This window comes from Denitratisoma sp., assembly GCA_032027165.1.
In the GTDB taxonomy this organism is placed as follows: domain Bacteria; phylum Pseudomonadota; class Gammaproteobacteria; order Burkholderiales; family Rhodocyclaceae; genus Desulfobacillus.
Window position 1 is genome coordinate 2,697,711 of record JAVSMO010000001.1, and the last position, 15,112, is coordinate 2,712,822.

18 protein-coding genes are annotated in these 15,112 nt (G+C 68.2%); 1 reads left to right on the forward strand and 17 read right to left on the reverse strand.

Translation table 11 applies throughout. From position 1 onward, the window contains the following. From ROZ00_13130 to ROZ00_13210, 17 genes are all read right to left on the reverse strand, one after another. The coding region (locus tag ROZ00_13130) for an MBL fold metallo-hydrolase (protein MDT3737163.1) at positions 1-806 on the reverse strand (806 nt) is incomplete at its 3' end. Further along, positions 803-1,441 carry a 2-hydroxychromene-2-carboxylate isomerase gene (locus ROZ00_13135; GenBank protein MDT3737164.1) on the reverse strand — a complete coding sequence of 213 codons (639 nt, stop codon included), beginning with the start codon at positions 1,439-1,441 and terminating at the stop codon, positions 803-805. The genes ROZ00_13130 and ROZ00_13135, both read right to left, overlap by 4 nt. A gap of 5 nt (positions 1,442-1,446) precedes the next feature. After that, complete coding sequence (locus ROZ00_13140; protein MDT3737165.1) at positions 1,447-1,659, reverse strand: DUF1289 domain-containing protein; 213 nt, start codon at positions 1,657-1,659, stop codon at positions 1,447-1,449. Continuing rightward, a complete protein-coding gene (locus ROZ00_13145; protein ID MDT3737166.1) occupies positions 1,656-2,567 on the reverse strand; it encodes a hydroxymethylglutaryl-CoA lyase in 912 nt (303 codons plus the stop codon). The genes ROZ00_13140 and ROZ00_13145 overlap by 4 nt, the downstream gene beginning before the upstream one ends. A gap of 13 nt (positions 2,568-2,580) precedes the next feature. Next, positions 2,581-4,581, reverse strand: coding sequence for an acetyl/propionyl/methylcrotonyl-CoA carboxylase subunit alpha (locus ROZ00_13150; GenBank protein MDT3737167.1), 2,001 nt, complete (start codon positions 4,579-4,581; stop codon positions 2,581-2,583). Between the two features lie 2 nt (positions 4,582-4,583). Further along, positions 4,584-5,375, reverse strand: a complete 792-nt coding sequence (locus ROZ00_13155) for an enoyl-CoA hydratase/isomerase family protein (protein MDT3737168.1) — start codon at positions 5,373-5,375, stop codon at positions 4,584-4,586. A gap of 11 nt (positions 5,376-5,386) precedes the next feature. Then, positions 5,387-6,994, reverse strand: coding sequence for a carboxyl transferase domain-containing protein (locus ROZ00_13160; protein ID MDT3737169.1), 1,608 nt, complete (start codon positions 6,992-6,994; stop codon positions 5,387-5,389). A gap of 9 nt (positions 6,995-7,003) precedes the next feature. Next, positions 7,004-7,606: a 2-hydroxychromene-2-carboxylate isomerase gene (locus ROZ00_13165; protein MDT3737170.1), complete on the reverse strand. Its 603-nt coding sequence runs from the start codon at positions 7,604-7,606 to the stop codon at positions 7,004-7,006. Positions 7,607-7,611: 5 nt separating this feature from the next. Then, the gene (locus ROZ00_13170) at positions 7,612-8,007 is read right to left on the reverse strand and encodes an endonuclease domain-containing protein (GenBank protein ID MDT3737171.1); all 396 of its coding nucleotides are present in this window, start codon (positions 8,005-8,007) and stop codon (positions 7,612-7,614) included. Between the two features lie 71 nt (positions 8,008-8,078). Beyond that, on the reverse strand, positions 8,079-9,209 hold the full coding sequence (locus ROZ00_13175; GenBank protein MDT3737172.1) for an acyl-CoA dehydrogenase family protein: 1,131 nt from the start codon (positions 9,207-9,209) through the stop codon (positions 8,079-8,081). 4 nt (positions 9,210-9,213) lie between these two features. Then, the gene (locus ROZ00_13180) at positions 9,214-10,398 is read right to left on the reverse strand and encodes an acetyl-CoA C-acetyltransferase (protein ID MDT3737173.1); all 1,185 of its coding nucleotides are present in this window, start codon (positions 10,396-10,398) and stop codon (positions 9,214-9,216) included. Between the two features lie 18 nt (positions 10,399-10,416). Continuing rightward, positions 10,417-10,851 carry a thioesterase family protein gene (locus tag ROZ00_13185; GenBank protein MDT3737174.1) on the reverse strand — a complete coding sequence of 145 codons (435 nt, stop codon included), beginning with the start codon at positions 10,849-10,851 and terminating at the stop codon, positions 10,417-10,419. Positions 10,852-10,859: 8 nt separating this feature from the next. Next, complete coding sequence (locus tag ROZ00_13190; protein ID MDT3737175.1) at positions 10,860-11,279, reverse strand: thioesterase family protein; 420 nt, start codon at positions 11,277-11,279, stop codon at positions 10,860-10,862. Beyond that, complete coding sequence (locus ROZ00_13195; GenBank protein MDT3737176.1) at positions 11,276-11,821, reverse strand: PaaI family thioesterase; 546 nt, start codon at positions 11,819-11,821, stop codon at positions 11,276-11,278. The genes ROZ00_13190 and ROZ00_13195 overlap by 4 nt, the downstream gene beginning before the upstream one ends. Beyond that, on the reverse strand, positions 11,818-12,987 hold the full coding sequence (locus ROZ00_13200; GenBank protein MDT3737177.1) for an isovaleryl-CoA dehydrogenase: 1,170 nt from the start codon (positions 12,985-12,987) through the stop codon (positions 11,818-11,820). The genes ROZ00_13195 and ROZ00_13200 overlap by 4 nt, the downstream gene beginning before the upstream one ends. Positions 12,988-13,018: 31 nt before the next feature. Further along, a complete protein-coding gene (locus ROZ00_13205; GenBank protein MDT3737178.1) occupies positions 13,019-13,486 on the reverse strand; it encodes a PaaI family thioesterase in 468 nt (155 codons plus the stop codon). Between the two features lie 88 nt (positions 13,487-13,574). After that, on the reverse strand, positions 13,575-13,985 hold the full coding sequence (locus tag ROZ00_13210; GenBank protein ID MDT3737179.1) for a MerR family DNA-binding transcriptional regulator: 411 nt from the start codon (positions 13,983-13,985) through the stop codon (positions 13,575-13,577). A gap of 86 nt (positions 13,986-14,071) precedes the next feature. Here ROZ00_13210 and ROZ00_13215 point away from each other — a divergent pair, with 86 nt between their 5' ends. Further along, positions 14,072-15,103: an MBL fold metallo-hydrolase gene (locus ROZ00_13215; protein ID MDT3737180.1), complete on the forward strand. Its 1,032-nt coding sequence runs from the start codon at positions 14,072-14,074 to the stop codon at positions 15,101-15,103. Positions 15,104-15,112 lie beyond the last annotated feature (9 nt).

The following is a 15,112-nucleotide window of genomic DNA, read 5'->3' on the forward strand; positions in this document are numbered from 1 at the left end:
CGCGAGACGTCGCGGAAGATGGCGACCCGGCCGAAGTAGTCGCCGATGCCGGCGCGCGGCATGCGCCGCTTCTCCAGCAGGGTGAAGGTGAACAGCGCCTTCATGGCGCTCTTCGCCATGCGCTCGGGGCTCTGCTCGAAGGCGGCGAGGCGGGCGAGCGCCCGCGCCACGGCCGCCTGGTAATCGTCGAAGGGCGCGCCGTGGCCGGGGATGACGACGCGCACATCCAGCTCGCGCAGCATCTCCAGCGTGCGCCGCTGCGCCGGCAGGCCGCTCGTGTCGCCGTGCAGCTCGGCGAACATGACGCCGAAGCCGTCCTGCCACAGCGCGTCGCCGGAGATCAGGATGCGCTCGCTCGGCGCGTAGTAGGCCAACGCGTGCATGTCGTGGCCGGGCACGTGCAGGGCCTGCCAGCGCAGGCCGCCCATCTCGAACTCGTCGCCGGGGGCGATCGTCGCGTCGAATGCGAAGGGCTCGGCCTGCTGGTGAGCGGAGGAGAGCAGCAGCGCGTCCTCGTCCCAGTCGGCCACCGCCGGCGCCATGCCCTCGGGCACGAGGATGCGGCAGCCGTGGGCGCGGCGCACCGCGGCGTTGCCGCCGATGTGGTCGGAATGCGAATGGGTGTTGATGAGGCGCACGAGCCTGCGCCCTTCCAGCGCCTGCGCGACGAGCGCCAGCGTCTGGCCGGAATGGGTGACGTAGCCGGAGTCGACCAGCGTCGCCTCGGCGCCTTCGTGGAAGACGATGTTGTTGGCGGAGAGCCAGCCGCGTTCGAGGACGCGGATTTGCGGCGGCAGGAGGCTCACGACACTTCCTTGCGCGCGGCGCCCACCGGCAGGGCGTCGATGCGCGGATACTCGCCGCGCGCGAACATTGCGGGATCGGCCAGCCAGTCGAGCGCCATGTCGGTGGCGTCGAAGCCCCAGAAAAGTTCATTGTCGACGGCCAGCGCCGGCACGCCGAAGACGCCGGCCGCCAGCGCCCGCTCGCCGTTCTCCAGCAACTGACTTTTCACCGAGGCGTCGTTGCAGCGCGCGTCGAGGCCGGGCGCGTTCAGGCGTCGCGCCAGCTCGGCCCATTCGGCCGGATCGTTGGGGTCGCGGCCCTCGCCCCAGACGAAGCGGAAGATCGTGTGGATGGCGTCGAGCGAGCTGCCCAGCGCCACGGCGGCGCGCAGGGCGCGCACCGGGTTGAAGGGATGCTGCGGCGGAAAACGGAAGGGAATGCCGTTGCGCTCGGCCACCCACTGCACGTGGCGGTAGGTGAAGCGGCGCTTGGTCGCCATCTCGGCCGGGCCTTTCTGGCCCCAGTGCTTCAGGAGGCCGGCGAAGAGCACGGGCACGGGACGAATGTCGAGCTTGCCGTCGAAGCGCTGCAAGGCCTCCGACTGCAGGTAGGCGAAGGGGGAGATGAAGTCGAAGTACCAGTCGGCGGTTTTCATGAGTTTTACTGCTGCGAAATCCCCCCCGGCCCCCCTTTTGCAAAGGGGGGAGGAAGGGCAGCACGGCGCTGGGCGATGGCGGCGAGGGTCAGAAGTTTCTGCTCGTCCGGCGCGGCTGCCCAGCCGGCGATCTCGTCCACCGTGCGCAGGCAGCCTTCGCAGAGGCCGCTCTTCGCGTCCATGCGGCAGACGTTGATGCAGGGCGAGGGAATGCTCACGCCTTGGCCCGCTTCGCCAGCACGGCGCGCGCCACCTTCGACGACGGCGCGCGGCCGAGTTCGGTGCAGATGTACGCACCGGCGTCGACCAGACGGTCGAGGTCCACGCCCGTCTCGATGCCGAGGCCGTTCATGAGGTACACCACGTCCTCGGTGGCGACGTTGCCCGAGGCGCCGGCGGCGTAGGGACAGCCGCCGAGGCCGGCCACCGAGGCGTCGAAAACCGCGACGCCGCGTTCGAGCGAGGCGTAGATGTTGGCGAGCGCCATGCCGTAGGTGTCGTGGTAATGGCCGGCGAGGCGCTCGACCGGCACCAGCAGCGTCACTTCGTCGAGCATGCGCTGCACTGCGGCCGGCGTGCCGACGCCGATGGTGTCGCCGAGAGAGATCTCGTAGCAGCCCATCTCGGCGAGGCGCGCCGCCACCTCGGCCACGGCCGCCGGTTGCACCGCGCCCTGGTAGGGGCAGCCGACGACGCAGGAGACGTAGCCGCGCACGCGGATATCGTTCCGCCGCGCAGCCTCGGCGACGGGGCGGAAGCGCGCCAGCGATTCGGCGATGGAGCAGTTGATGTTCTTCTGCGAGAAGGCCTCGGAGGCGGCGGCGAAGACGGCGATCTCCTCGACGCCGGCGGCGAGCGCCTGCTCGAAGCCCTTCAGGTTCGGCACCAGCACGGGGTAGCTGACGCCATGGCGGCGCGGCAGGTTCGCCATCACCTCGGCGGCGTCGCCCATCTGCGGCACCCACTTCGGCGAGACGAAAGCGGTGGCCTCGATGGCCTTCAGGCCGGCCATGCCGAGACGGTCGATCAGCTCGACCTTGACGGCGCTCGGCACGAGCCGGCTTTCGTTCTGCAGGCCGTCGCGCGGACCGACCTCGACGATCTTCACGCGCTGCGGCAGGCTCATGTCCGTCCCTCGCTCACTTGGCCGGCTCGAAGTCCACCAGCTCGGCGCCCTCGGCGACCGAGTCGCCGACGCCGAAGCGGAAGGCCTTGAGTTTTCCCTTCGCCGGCGCGGCGATGGTGTGTTCCATCTTCATCGCTTCGAGGATCAGGAGCGGCGCGCCCTGTTCCACCTCGCTGCCCGGCTGGGCGATGAGGGAGATCACCTTGCCCGGCATCGGCGCGGCGAGGCCGCCGCTCTCGCCGACGCCTTCGCCGGCGTGGTAGAGCGGATCGACGCAGGCCAGCTGCCAGGCGCGGCCGTGCAGGAAGACGTGGCGCTTCTCGCCGGCGGCGATCACCGTCGCCGGCAGGCGCATGCCGCCCAGCTCGATGCGCAGCGTGCTGTTGCCGGTGCGCTCGCCGCGCGCCGCCGTGCCGATGCCGTCGAGTTCCAGCTCGTAGCCGCCGCGCGCGTAGCCGACGGAAACCGTCTTCTCGGCCTCGCCGAAGCGGAACAGCAGCGGCCGGCGGAAGGAAGCGTTGAGCCGCCAGCCGTCGCGCAGGTGCCAGGGCGAATGCGGATCGCGGTCGCTGGCAGCGGCGGTGCGGGCAGCTTCCTCCTCGCGCAGCAACTCGGCCAGGGCGGCGACGAGGAACACCTCGCGCGGCGCTTCCACCCCCTCGGGAAACAGGAAGGCGCGCTCGCGCTCGATGAGGCCGGTGTCGAGGTCGGCGTTGGCGAAGGCCGGGCAGGCCACCAGGCGCGAGAGGAAGTCGACGTTGCTGGCGACGCCGACGACGCGGTACTGCGCCAGCGACTGCAGCATGCGCGACAAGGCCCGCTCGCGGTCGATGTCCCAGACGATGAGCTTGGCGATCATCGGGTCGTAGTGCGGCGTGATCTCGTCGCCCTCCTCGACGCCGGTGTCGATGCGCACGTTGAGCGATTCGGCCGGCGGCGCCAGATGGATGAGGCGTCCGGTCGACGGCAGGAAGCCCTTGTCCGGGTCCTCGGCGTAGATGCGCGCTTCCAGCGCGTGGCCGCGCAGGCTGACTTGTTCCTGCGCCAGCGGCAGCGGCTCGCCGGCGGCGACGCGCAGCTGCCACTCGACGAGGTCGAGGCCGGTGATCATCTCGGTGACCGGGTGCTCGACCTGCAGGCGCGTGTTCATCTCCATGAAGTAGAACTTACCGTCCTGCTCGGCGATGAACTCCACCGTGCCGGCGCCGACGTAGCCGACGGCCTTCGCCGCCTCCACCGCCGCCAGGCCCATGGCGGCGCGGCGCTCGGGCGGCATGCCGGGCGCGGGCGCCTCTTCCAGCACCTTCTGGTGGCGGCGCTGCACCGAGCAGTCGCGCTCGAAGAGGTACACACAGTTGCCCTGCGTGTCGCCGAAGACCTGGATCTCGATGTGGCGCGGACGGACCAGGTACTTCTCGACCAGCACGCGGTCGTCGCCGAAGCTTGAGGCGGCCTCGCGCTTGCAGGAGGCGAGCGCGGCGGCAAAGTCGGCGGCCTTCTCGACGATGCGCATGCCCTTGCCGCCGCCGCCGGCGCTGGCCTTGATCAGCACCGGGTAGCCGATGCGGCCGGCCTCCTGCTCGAGGAAGGCGGGGGCCTGCTCGTCGCCGTGATAACCGGGCACCAGCGGCACGCCGGCCTTTTCCATGAGCGACTTGGCCGCGCTCTTCGAGCCCATTGCGCGGATCGCCGCCACCGGCGGGCCGATGAAGGCGATGCCGGCCTGCGCACAGGCCTCGGCGAAGGCCTCGTTCTCGGAAAGGAAGCCGTAGCCGGGATGCACGGCCTGGGCGCCGGTTTTCTTCGCCGCGTCGAGGATGCGTTCGGCGACGAGGTAGCTTTCGCGCGCCGCCGCCGGGCCGATCAGCACCGCCTCGTCGGCAAGGCGCACGTGGCGCGCCGTCGCATCGGCGGCGGAGTACACGGCGACGGTACGGATGCCGAGGCGGCGCGCCGTCTTGATGACGCGGCAGGCGATCTCGCCGCGATTCGCTATGAGGATTTTCGTGAACATGGTCAGGATTTCGCGACCCAGCTGGGTTTGCGCTTCTCGAGGAAGGCGGCCATGCCTTCCTTGCCCTCGGCCGAGGCGCGCACGCGGGCGATGCGCTGGGCGGTGTCGAGGATCACCTCGGGGCTGATCGGCCGGTTGGCGACGGCCTTGATCAGCGCCTTGCATTCGCCCAGCGCCATCGGGCCGTTGGCGAGCAGGGTGTCGACGATCTCGCCGACCGCCTCGTCGAGCTCAGCCTCGCCCGGCACGATCTCGTGCACCAGGCCGACGCGGTAGGCCTCGGCGGCGGAAAAACGCTCGGCGGTGAGCATGTAGCGGCGCGCCTTGCGCTCGCCGATCGCGCCGATGACGTAGGGGCTGATCACCGCCGGGATGATGCCGAGCCTCACCTCGGTCAGCGCGAACTGCGCGTCGAAGGCGGCGATGGCGATGTCGCAGGCGGCGACCAGGCCGACGCCGCCGCCGTAGGCCGGGCCCTGCACGCGCGCCACGGTCGGCTTCTTCATGTCGTTGAGCAGGCGCAGCATGCCGGCCAGCCCGATGGCGTCGCGCTGGGTCTCCTCGGCGCTGTAGCCGGCGGCCTTCTTCATCCAGTTGAGGTCGGCGCCGGCGCAGAAGCTTTTTCCCGTGCTGGACAGGACGACGATGCGCACGTCGGCGTCGGTGTCCATCTTGACCAGCGCCTCGGACAGTTCGCGGATCAGCACGTCGTCGAAGGCGTTGTGCCGCTCCGGTCGGTTCAGCGTGATGATGCCGACGCCGTTGTCGATTTCGGTGAGGATGGTGTCGCTCATTCTTTTCTCCCTTACATCCTGAAGACGCCGAACGGCGTCGGCTCGATCGGTGCGTTGAGCGAGGCGGAGATGCCCAGCGCCAGCACGCGGCGCGACTGCGCCGGGTCGACGATGCCGTCGTCCCACAGCCGCGCCGTGGCGTAATACGGGTGGCCCTGCGTCTCGTACTGGGCGCGGATCGGCGCCTTGAACTTCTCTTCCTCCTCGGCCGGCCACTGCTTCCCCTGCGCCTCCAGCGCGTCGCGGCGGATCTGCGACAGCACGTTGGCGGCCTGGTCGCCGCCCATCACCGAGACGCGGCTGTTGGGCCAGATCCACAGCAGGCGCGGGCTGTAGGCGCGGCCGCACATGCCGTAGTTGCCGGCGCCGTGGCTGCCGCCGATGATGAGGGTGAACTTCGGCACCTTGGCGCAGGCCACGGCGGTGACCATCTTGGCGCCGTCCTTGGCGATGCCCTGGTTCTCGTACTTGCGACCGACCATGAAGCCGGTGATGTTCTGGATGAACAGCAGCGGGATGCCGCGCTGCGCGCACAGCTCGACGAAGTGCGCGCCCTTCTGCGCCGACTCGCCGAAGAGGATGCCGTTGTTGGCGACGATGCCGACCGGGTAGCCGTGGATGCGGGCGAAGCCGGTCACCAGCGTGGTGCCGTAGCGCGCCTTGAATTCGTCGAGGCGCGAGCCGTCGACGATGCGGGCGATGACCTCGCGCACCTCGAGCGGCTTGCGCGTGTCGACCGGCACGGCGCCGTAGATCTCCGCCGGGTCGTAGAGCGGCTCTTCCGGCGTCGCCAGCTCCAGCGTCACCGGCTTCTTCCAGTTGAGGTGGCCGACGATGCTGCGGCAGATGTGCAGGGCGTGGTGGTCGTTCTCGGCGAAGTGGTCGGCCACGCCGGAGATGCGGGTGTGCACGTCGGCGCCGCCGAGGTCCTCGGCGCTGACCACCTCGCCGGTGGCGGCCTTCACCAGCGGCGGGCCGCCGAGGAAGATGGTGCCTTGGTTCCTGACGATGACCGCCTCGTCCGACATCGCCGGCACGTAGGCGCCGCCGGCGGTGCACGAGCCCATCACCACCGCCACCTGCGGGATGCGCGCGGCGGACATGTTGGCCTGGTTGAAGAAGATGCGGCCGAAGTGGTCGCGGTCGGGGAAGACCTCGTCCTGCGTCGGCAGGTTGGCGCCACCGGAGTCGACCAGATAGATGCAGGGCAGGCGGTTCTGCGCGGCGATCTCCTGCGCGCGCAGGTGCTTCTTCACCGTGATGGGGAAGTAGCTGCCGCCCTTCACCGTGGCGTCGTTGGCGACGATCATGCACTCGACGCCCTGCACGCGGCCGATGCCGGTGACGACGCCGCCGGAAGCGACCTCGTTGTTGAACATGCCCCAGCCGGCCATCGGCGAGAGCTCGAGGAAGGGCGTGCCGGCGTCGAGCAGCGCATTGATGCGGTCGCGCGGCAGCAGCTTGCCGCGGGCGACGTGCTTCTTGCGGTGTTCCGCCGGTCCGCCGAGACTGACTTCCGCGGTCTTCGCGCGCAGGTCGTCGACCAGCGCCTGCATGGCGGCGGCGTTGGCGCGGAACTCGTCCGAGCGGGGGTTGAGTTGGGATTTGATGACGGTCATTGAGTTACCTCAGAAGCCTCCGGTTTGCAGCCACTTCTCGATCTGCGGCAGCCGGTCGGCGCCCCAGAAGGGTTCGTTGCCGACGACGAAATACGGCGCGCCGCACATGCCCTTGGCCAGCGCCGTGTCGGTCTCGCCCTTGAGGCGCTCCTTGATCTCCGGCGTGGCGATGCCGGCGGCGAGCGCCGCGCCGTCGACGCCGAGCGAGGCGGCGATGTCCTGCAGCACGGCGAGGTCGGAAACGTCGCGGCCGTCCACCCAGTAGGCGCGGAAAACGGCGCGGGCGAAGTCGCGCGCCTTCTGGCAATCCTGCCCGTGCAGCCAGTAGTAGGCGCGCGCCGCCGAGACGGTCGACAGCGGGAACTTCGCCGGGAACTTGAAGGGCACGCCGTGGTAGCGCGCCGAACGGGCGAAGTCGCGCAGCGAATACTCGCCCTTCAGCGGCACGTTCACCAGCAGCGGCTGGCCGGTCTTCTGGAACACCACGCCGAGCAGCATCGGCCGCCACTTCACCTTGCGCCCATACTTCTCCGCCAGTCCGTCGATCACCTCGCTGGCGATGTAGGAATACGGCGAGGAGAAGTCGAAATAAAACTCGATCGGTTCAGCCATGGTGGTTACTCCCCCCTTTGCAAAAGGGGGGCCGGGGGGGATTTAAGCCGCGCCCCAACCACCCCAAGAATCATTTCAAGCACGGCTTCCGTTTCCTTCAATACCTGCAAGTTGTCAAAACGCAGCACGTGCAGTCCCAGCGTTTCGAGATACGCATCCCGCCTCCGATCACTCACCTGCCCTGCCTCCTCGAAATGCTGCGATCCATCCACTTCGACGACAAGTTTCACAGCCGGCGCGTGAAAATCCACGATGTAGCGACCAATTGGTTTCTGCCGGTAGAACTGTACGCCGAGAATCTGTTTGCCGCGCAGACGTGACCACAGCAAGCGTTCCGCATCGGTCATGCCGGAGCGGAGTTTTCTGGCGGGTTGCTTCAGTTCTTCGTCGTACTTCAGCATGCGTTGTCGACTCTTGACCGCCTAAGAAATCCCCCCTGGCCCCCCTCTTGCAAAGGGGGGGATGGCCGCCCTCATGCCAGATTTCTCCCGATGACCAGGCGCTGGATGTCGCTGGCGCCCTCGTAGATCTGCGTCACGCGCACGTCGCGGTAGATGCGCTCGACCGGGAAGTCCGCCACGTAGCCGTAGCCGCCGTGGATCTGGATGGCGTCGGAGCAGACCGCCTCGGCCATCTCGGAGGCGAACAACTTGGCCATCGAGGCCTCCTTCAGGCACGGCTTGCCGGCGTCGCGCAGGGCGGCGGCGTGCAGCACCAGCTGGCGCGCCGCCTCGATGCGCGTGGCCATGTCGGCGAGGCGGAAGTTCACCGCCTGGTGCTCGATGATCGGCTTGCCGAAGGCCTCGCGCTCCTGCGCGTACTTCAAGGCCGCCTCGAAGGCCGCGCGCGCCATGCCGACCGACTGGGCGGCGATGCCGATGCGGCCGGCTTCCAGATTGGCCAGGGCGATGCGGTAGCCCTCGCCTTCCGCGCCCAGCAGATTCTGCGCCGGGATGCGGCAGTTTTCCAGGAGGATCTGCGCCGTGTCGGAGGCATGCTGGCCCATCTTCTCCTCGATGCGGGCGACGATGTAGCCGGGCGCGTCGGTCGGCACGATGAAGGCGGAGATGCCCTTCTTGCCGGCCGCCCTGTCGGTGACGGCGAAGACGATGGCGACCTGGGCGTTCTTGCCCGAGGTGATGAACTGCTTGACGCCGTTCAGCACCCACTCGTTGCCGTCGCGCACCGCCGAGGTGCGGATGGCCGCGGCGTCCGAACCGACGTGCGGCTCGGTCAGGCAGAAGCAGCCGAGCTTGGCGCCGCTCGCCAGCGGCTTGAGGTATTGCTCCTTCTGCGCCTCGGAGCCGAAGGCGAGGATCGGTCCGCACACCACCGAGTTGTTCACGCTGATGATGGTCGAGGTGGCGCCGTCGCCGGCGGCGATCTCCTCCAGCGCCAGCGCCAGCGAGACGTAGTCCATGCCGGCGCCGCCCCAGCGCTCGGGCACCGCCATGCCGAAGGCGCCGAGGCCGGCCAGTTCCTGCAATGCCTCCTTCGGGAAGGTGCAGTTGCGGTCCCACGCCGCGGCGAAGGGCGCCAGGCGCTCGCGCGCGAAATCGCGCATGGCGTCGCGGATCATTTCCTGTTCTTGCGAAAGAATCATCGCGTCACAGCAGCTCGATGGCCATGGCGGTGGCTTCGCCGCCACCGATGCACAGGCTCGCCACGCCGCGCTTGCCGCCGTACTTCTTCAGCGCGCCGAGGAGCGTGACAATGATGCGCGCGCCGGAACAGCCGATCGGATGGCCGAGGGCGCAAGCGCCGCCGTGCACGTTCACCTTCTCGTGCGGCAGTTTCAGGTCGTGCATCGCCGCCATGGTGACCACGGCGAAGGCCTCGTTGATCTCGTAGAAGTCGACCTGGCCGGCGCTCCAGCCGGTCTTGGAGAAGAGCTTTTGCATGGCGCCGACCGGGGCGGTGGTGAACCAGCCCGGCTCGTGGGCGTGGGTGGCGTGGCCAATTATCGTGGCGAGCGGCTTCAGGCCGAGCTTGTCGGCCATCGAGCGGCGCATCAGCACCAGCGCGGCGGCGCCGTCGGAGATCGAGCTGGAGTTGGCGGCGGTCACCGTGCCGTCCTTCCTGAAGGCCGGCTTCAAGGTCGGGATCTTGTCGAGCTGGGCCTTCAGCGGCTGCTCGTCGCGGTCGATGACGACGTCGCCCTTGCGGCCGGCGACGGTCACCGGCGCGATCTCCCAGGCGAAGGAGCCGTCGTTGATGGCCTTCTGCGCGCGCGTCGTCGAGGCGATGGCGAAGTCGTCCTGCTTCTCACGCGTGAAGCCGTACTTGTCGGCGCACTCCTCGGCGAAGGTGCCCATCAGGCGGCCCTTCTGGTAGGCGTCTTCCAGCCCGTCGAAGAACATGTGGTCGAGCACCTGGCCATGGCCGAGGCGCATGCCGCCGCGCGCCTTGGGCAGCAGGTAGGGCGCGTTGCTCATCGACTCCATGCCGCCGGAAACCATGATGTCGTTCGTGCCGGCGAGCAGCATGTCGTTGGCGAACATGGTCGCCTTCATGCCCGATCCGCAGACCTTGTGCACCGTGGTGCAGTTGACCGACAGGGGCAGCCCGGCACCGAGCGCCGCCTGGCGCGCCGGCGCCTGGCCGACGCCGGCCTGCAGCACGTTGCCCATGATGGCTTCCTGCACCTGGTCGGGCTTGATGCCGGCGCGCTCGACGGCGGCCTTGATGGCGACGGCGCCGAGCTGCGGGCCGGCGAGGGAATTGAAATCGCCCTGGAAGCCGCCCATCGGCGTGCGGGCGGCGGAAACGATGACGACGGGATCATTGCTCATGGTGGACTCCTGTAGCGGTTACTTGTCCTGCCAGGGCAGGTCGTAGGCGATTTTGAACTGCTCCATGCGCTCGCGGAAGTGCGCCGGGAAGGCGCAGGCCTTGCGCGCCGCGGTGTCGAGGAAGACGCCGGTGAGCAGGGTGACGGCGGACACCTCGCCGGTCTCGGCATTGCGCATCTCGTGCACGAAGCGCACCGATTTCTCCTTCACCTCGATGGCGCCGGTGCGGATCGCCACGGTGTCGCCGGCATGCAGCTCGCGCTTGTAGGCGATGCGCTGCTCGACCGCCGCCATGCCGCGACCGTTGTCGCGCAGGTAGCTCGGCGTGACGCCGAGCATGGAGAAGAAGTTCCAGGTGCCCTCGTCGAACTTGCCGACGTACCACATGACGTTCATGTGGTCCATGTGGTCGCAGTGCCAAGGATAGACGGTGCCGCGGTAGGTTTCGATCATCTCCGCCATCATTTCTCCTCGATCGCCAGGCCGCGCGCGCGCTCGGCGCACTCGGCCGGGAAGGGGCGCGACTTGCGCGCCTGGGGGTCGAGGCAGACCACCGTGAATTCGCAGGTCGAGGCCACCTCGCCGTTTTCGGTGTTGTAGAGCTCGTGGCGGAAGCGCAGCACCTTCTCGCGCAGCTCCAGCACGCCCGTGCGCACCGCGATGGTGTCGCCGGGGTAGAGCTCCTTCTGGTAGCTGATGTTCTGCTGCACGGCGGCCAGGTGCACCTCGCCGCTGCGCAGTTTCGAGGCGGTGAGGCCGAGCATGGCGTAGAACTGCCAGCAGGCCTCCTCGAAGAATTCCATGTAGGCGCGCACGTTGATGTGGCCCATGTGGTCGCGCTGCCATTCGTGCACGGTGCCGCGGGCGGTCTCGACCATCATCGCTTCATCTCCTGCATGTCGAATATGAGGCAGGTGGTGGTGCCGTGGGCGTAGAGCCTGCCGGCGGCGTCGTAGATTTTTCCCTCGGCGATGCCGATCTGGCGGCCGACCTGGATGACCGTGCCCTCGGCGCGCACCGGGCCGGCCTTGTCGGTCATGGCGCGCACGAAGTTCACCTTGATCTCCAGCGAGGTGTAGGCCTGGCCGGCCTCGAGCTGGGTCTGCACCGCGCAGGCCATGCAGGAATCCAGCAGCGTCGCCTGCCAGCCGCCGTGGATGGTGCCGATCGGATTGTAGAAATTCTTCGCGGGATGTCCCTGGAAGACGACGCGCCCCTTTTCCGCCTCGACCAGGGCGAAGTCGAGCACATGGGCGATCGGCGCCGGCGGCAGCTCGCCGCGCATCATGCGCTGAAACAGTTCCAGGCCGCTGCAGTCGCGCAGCGCCGACAGGGGCAGCACGTCGGGCGCCGGCGCCCGCTCCCATACCGCCTTCGCCGCCTGCAGCCACTCCTCCTGCAGCGCCTCGGTTTCCCGGCTCACGGCATGGTCTCGCTGTAAAGTTCGCGGCCGATCAGCATGCGGCGGATCTCGCTGGTGCCGGCGCCGATCTCATAGAGTTTCGCGTCGCGCCACAGGCGGCCGGCGGGGAATTCATTGGTGTAGCCGACGCCGCCGAGCGCCTGGATCGCCTCGCCCGCCATCCAGGTCGCCTTCTCGGCGGAATACAGGATGGCGCCGGCAGCATCCTTGCGCAGGGTGCGCGCGTGGTCGCCGCGGTCGCAGGCCTTGCCGACGGCGTACACATAGGCGCGGCAGGCCTGCCAGGTGCTGTACATGTCGGCCAGTTTGCCCTGCATGAGCTGGAACTCGCCGATGGCCTGGCCGAACTGCTTGCGCTCGTGCACGAAGGGGATCACCGTGTCCATGCAGGCCGCCATGATGCCGAGCGGTCCGCCGGAGAGCACGGCGCGCTCGTAATCGAGGCCGCTCATCAGCACGCGGGCGCCGTTGCCCTCGCCGCCGAGGACGTTCTCCACCGGCACTTCGCAATCGTCGAAGAACAGCGGGTAGGTGTTGGAACCGCGCATGCCGAGCTTGTCGAGGTGCTGGCCTTTCGAGAAGCCCTTGAAGCCCTTTTCGACGATGAAGGCAGTCATGCCCTTGGCGCCGCCGTCGGCGTTGGTCTTGGCGTAAACGACGAGCGTGTCGGCGTCGCCGCCGTTGGTGATCCACATCTTCGAGCCGTTCAGGACGTAGCGGTCGCCCTTCAGGTCCGCGCGCAGCTTCATCGACACCACGTCGGAACCGGCGCCCGGCTCCGACATCGCCAGCGCGCCGACGTGCTCGCCGGAGATCAGCTTCGGCAGGTATTTCTTCTTCTGCGCTTCGCTGCCGTTCCTGCGGATCTGGTTCACGCACAGATTGGAGTGGGCACCGTAGGAGAGGCCGACCGAGGCCGAGGCGCGGGAGATCTCCTCCATGGCGACGATGTGGGCGAGATAGCCCATCTTCGTGCCGCCGTACTCCTCCTCGGCGGTCATGCCGAGCAGGCCCATCTCGCCGAACTTCTTCCACAGATCGGCGGGGAACAGGTTGTCGCGGTCGATCTCGGCCGCGCGCGGCAGGATCTCGTTCTTCGCGAAATCCCAGACGGCGTCGCGCAGCAGGTCGATGTCTTCGCCGAGGTCGAAATTGATGCCGAGCATGAAAGGTCTCCGTGGTGTGGGGCGAGGCCGTTCAGGCCTTGCCGTGCATGGTCATGAGGGTCTGCTGCATGGTGGCGCAGTGGGTGGCCTCGCCGTTCCTGATCGCGAACACCTCGCCGCGCGTGATGACGAGGTTGCGGCCGGACTTCAGCACCTGGCCCTCGGCGACGAGCAGCTCGCCGTCGGCCGGCGCCAGCAGGTTGAGCTTGAATTCGACGGTCAGCACGTCGGCGCCGGCCGGCATCAGCGTCAGGCCGGCATAGCCGCCGGCGCTGTCGACGATGGTGCTGGTGATGCCGGCGTGGAAGAAGCCGTTCTGCTGGGTCAGGTCGTCGCGGAAGGGCAGGCGGATCTCGCAGTGGCCGGGCGCCAGCGCACCCATTTCGGCGCCGATCAGGTTCATCACCTTCTGCCGCGCGAAGCTGGCGCGCACCGTGGCTTCCCAGTCGGGGTTGCGCGGCGCATGGACCTTTCTGTCGGGACGTACGGTATGGGGCATGCTTCCTCCGGCCAGGAGCAGGTCAATCAGCGTTGACGTTGACGTTAACGTCAACCTATCTTAGGGGGCTTTGACGTTGACGTCAACGTCAGCGCTTCGCCAAATTTTTTTTCCGCGCGACCGGCTCGCCCAGCAGTTCATGGGCGCGCTGCTCGAGGGTGCCGATTTCCTCAAGCACCGCCTCGATGTCCTCCCGCTGCCGTTCCAGGGCGGCGCGCTGGCGGGCCAGGACGGCGAGGAACTTCGACAGCTGGGTTCGCTGGTCCCTGCCAACGTCATACATATCAATGAGTTCGCGGATCTCGGCAAGGGACAGGCCGAGCCGGCGGCCGCGCAGGGTCAGTTTCAGGCGGGTGCGGTCGCGCTTGGAGTAGACGCGGCTCTGTCCGGCGCGCTCCGGACAGATCAGGCCCTGGTCCTCGTAATAGCGGATGGCGCGCGGCGTGATGTCGAATTCCCGCGCCAGCTCGGTGATCGTGAAAGTCTGTTCCCGGGGCATGTTCAGGTATAAAATGTTGTTTTGTGCGCCGCAACATAACGGCGCGTGGACGTTCCGAGTTAATCATTTTTCCGGCGTTTAATCAATTGAAGCCGTTCGAGCCGATCACCTACCCCTTCGAGCAACAGCCCGGCCCCGGCGAGGCGCTGGAACTCGTTCCCGGCGTACGCTGGGTGCGCATGCCGCTGCCCTTCGAACTGAACCACATCAACCTGTGGCTGCTGGAGGAGGCGGATGGCTGGACCATCGTCGACACCGGCCTCAACCTCGACGACATCAAGGCGAACTGGGAGGCCGTGCTCGCCGCGCACTGCCGCGAAAAGCCGGTCAAGCGCATCATCGTCACGCACTGCCATCCCGACCACCTCGGCCTGGCGCGCTGGCTCGGCGACAGGCTCAAGGTCGGCACCTGGATCACCCAGGGCGAGATGCTCAACGCCTACGCATGGTTCCACCAGCTGCCCAATTACGACGTCGACGGCATGGTCGGCTTCTTCCGCCGCCACGGCCTCGACCCCGCGCGCGCCGATACGCTCTACAACCGCGGCCCGACCTACCGCGGCCGCGTCGACGGCCTGCCGACCGAATACCGCCGCCTCCTCGAGGACGACCTCGTGCGCATCGGCGGCAAGGACTGGCGCGTCATGCTCGGCTACGGCCACTCGCCCGAGCATGCCTCGCTCTACTGCGCGGAGCTCAACGTGCTGATCTCCGGCGACATGCTGCTGCCGCGCATCTCCACCAACGTCAGCGCCATGTCCTGCAACCCGGACGGCGACCCGCTCGGCTGGTTCCTCGATTCCGTCGAGCGCTTCACCGAGCTGCCCGAGGACACGCTGGTGCTGCCTTCGCACGGCCGCCCCTTCCGCGGCATCCACGCCCGCGCCGCGCAGCTCGCCGCCCACCACGACGAGCGCTTCGAGGCGCTGCTGGCCGTGCTCGACACGCCGAAGACCGCCTGCGAGCTGATCCCGACGCTGTTCCAGCGCGAGCTGGACGCGCACCAGATCATGTTCGCCATGGGCGAATCCATCGCCCACCTGAATTGCCTGGAACACGCCGGCCGCGTGCGCCGCACAGCCGACGCGAATGGCGTGGTCCGATTCACCGCCGTGTAGGGAAAAAGG

What these genes read in the sequence shown, in the direction of transcription:
- ROZ00_13135 (MDT3737164.1), bottom strand. Translation starts at nt 1,441, where the DNA reads ATGAAAACCGCCGACTGGTACTTCGACTTCATCTCCCCCTTCGCCTAC.
- ROZ00_13145 (MDT3737166.1), bottom strand. Translation starts at nt 2,567, where the DNA reads ATGAGCCTGCCGCAGCGCGTGAAGATCGTCGAGGTCGGTCCGCGCGAC.
- ROZ00_13150 (MDT3737167.1), bottom strand. Translation starts at nt 4,581, where the DNA reads ATGTTCACGAAAATCCTCATAGCGAATCGCGGCGAGATCGCCTGCCGC.
- ROZ00_13155 (MDT3737168.1), bottom strand. Translation starts at nt 5,375, where the DNA reads ATGAGCGACACCATCCTCACCGAAATCGACAACGGCGTCGGCATCATC.
- ROZ00_13160 (MDT3737169.1), bottom strand. Translation starts at nt 6,994, where the DNA reads ATGACCGTCATCAAATCCCAACTCAACCCCCGCTCGGACGAGTTCCGC.
- ROZ00_13165 (MDT3737170.1), bottom strand. Translation starts at nt 7,606, where the DNA reads ATGGCTGAACCGATCGAGTTTTATTTCGACTTCTCCTCGCCGTATTCC.
- ROZ00_13170 (MDT3737171.1), bottom strand. Translation starts at nt 8,007, where the DNA reads ATGCTGAAGTACGACGAAGAACTGAAGCAACCCGCCAGAAAACTCCGC.
- ROZ00_13175 (MDT3737172.1), bottom strand. Translation starts at nt 9,209, where the DNA reads ATGATTCTTTCGCAAGAACAGGAAATGATCCGCGACGCCATGCGCGAT.
- ROZ00_13180 (MDT3737173.1), bottom strand. Translation starts at nt 10,398, where the DNA reads ATGAGCAATGATCCCGTCGTCATCGTTTCCGCCGCCCGCACGCCGATG.
- ROZ00_13185 (MDT3737174.1), bottom strand. Translation starts at nt 10,851, where the DNA reads ATGATCGAAACCTACCGCGGCACCGTCTATCCTTGGCACTGCGACCAC.
- ROZ00_13190 (MDT3737175.1), bottom strand. Translation starts at nt 11,279, where the DNA reads ATGATGGTCGAGACCGCCCGCGGCACCGTGCACGAATGGCAGCGCGAC.
- ROZ00_13200 (MDT3737177.1), bottom strand. Translation starts at nt 12,987, where the DNA reads ATGCTCGGCATCAATTTCGACCTCGGCGAAGACATCGACCTGCTGCGC.
- ROZ00_13205 (MDT3737178.1), bottom strand. Translation starts at nt 13,486, where the DNA reads ATGCCCCATACCGTACGTCCCGACAGAAAGGTCCATGCGCCGCGCAAC.
- ROZ00_13210 (MDT3737179.1), bottom strand. Translation starts at nt 13,985, where the DNA reads ATGCCCCGGGAACAGACTTTCACGATCACCGAGCTGGCGCGGGAATTC.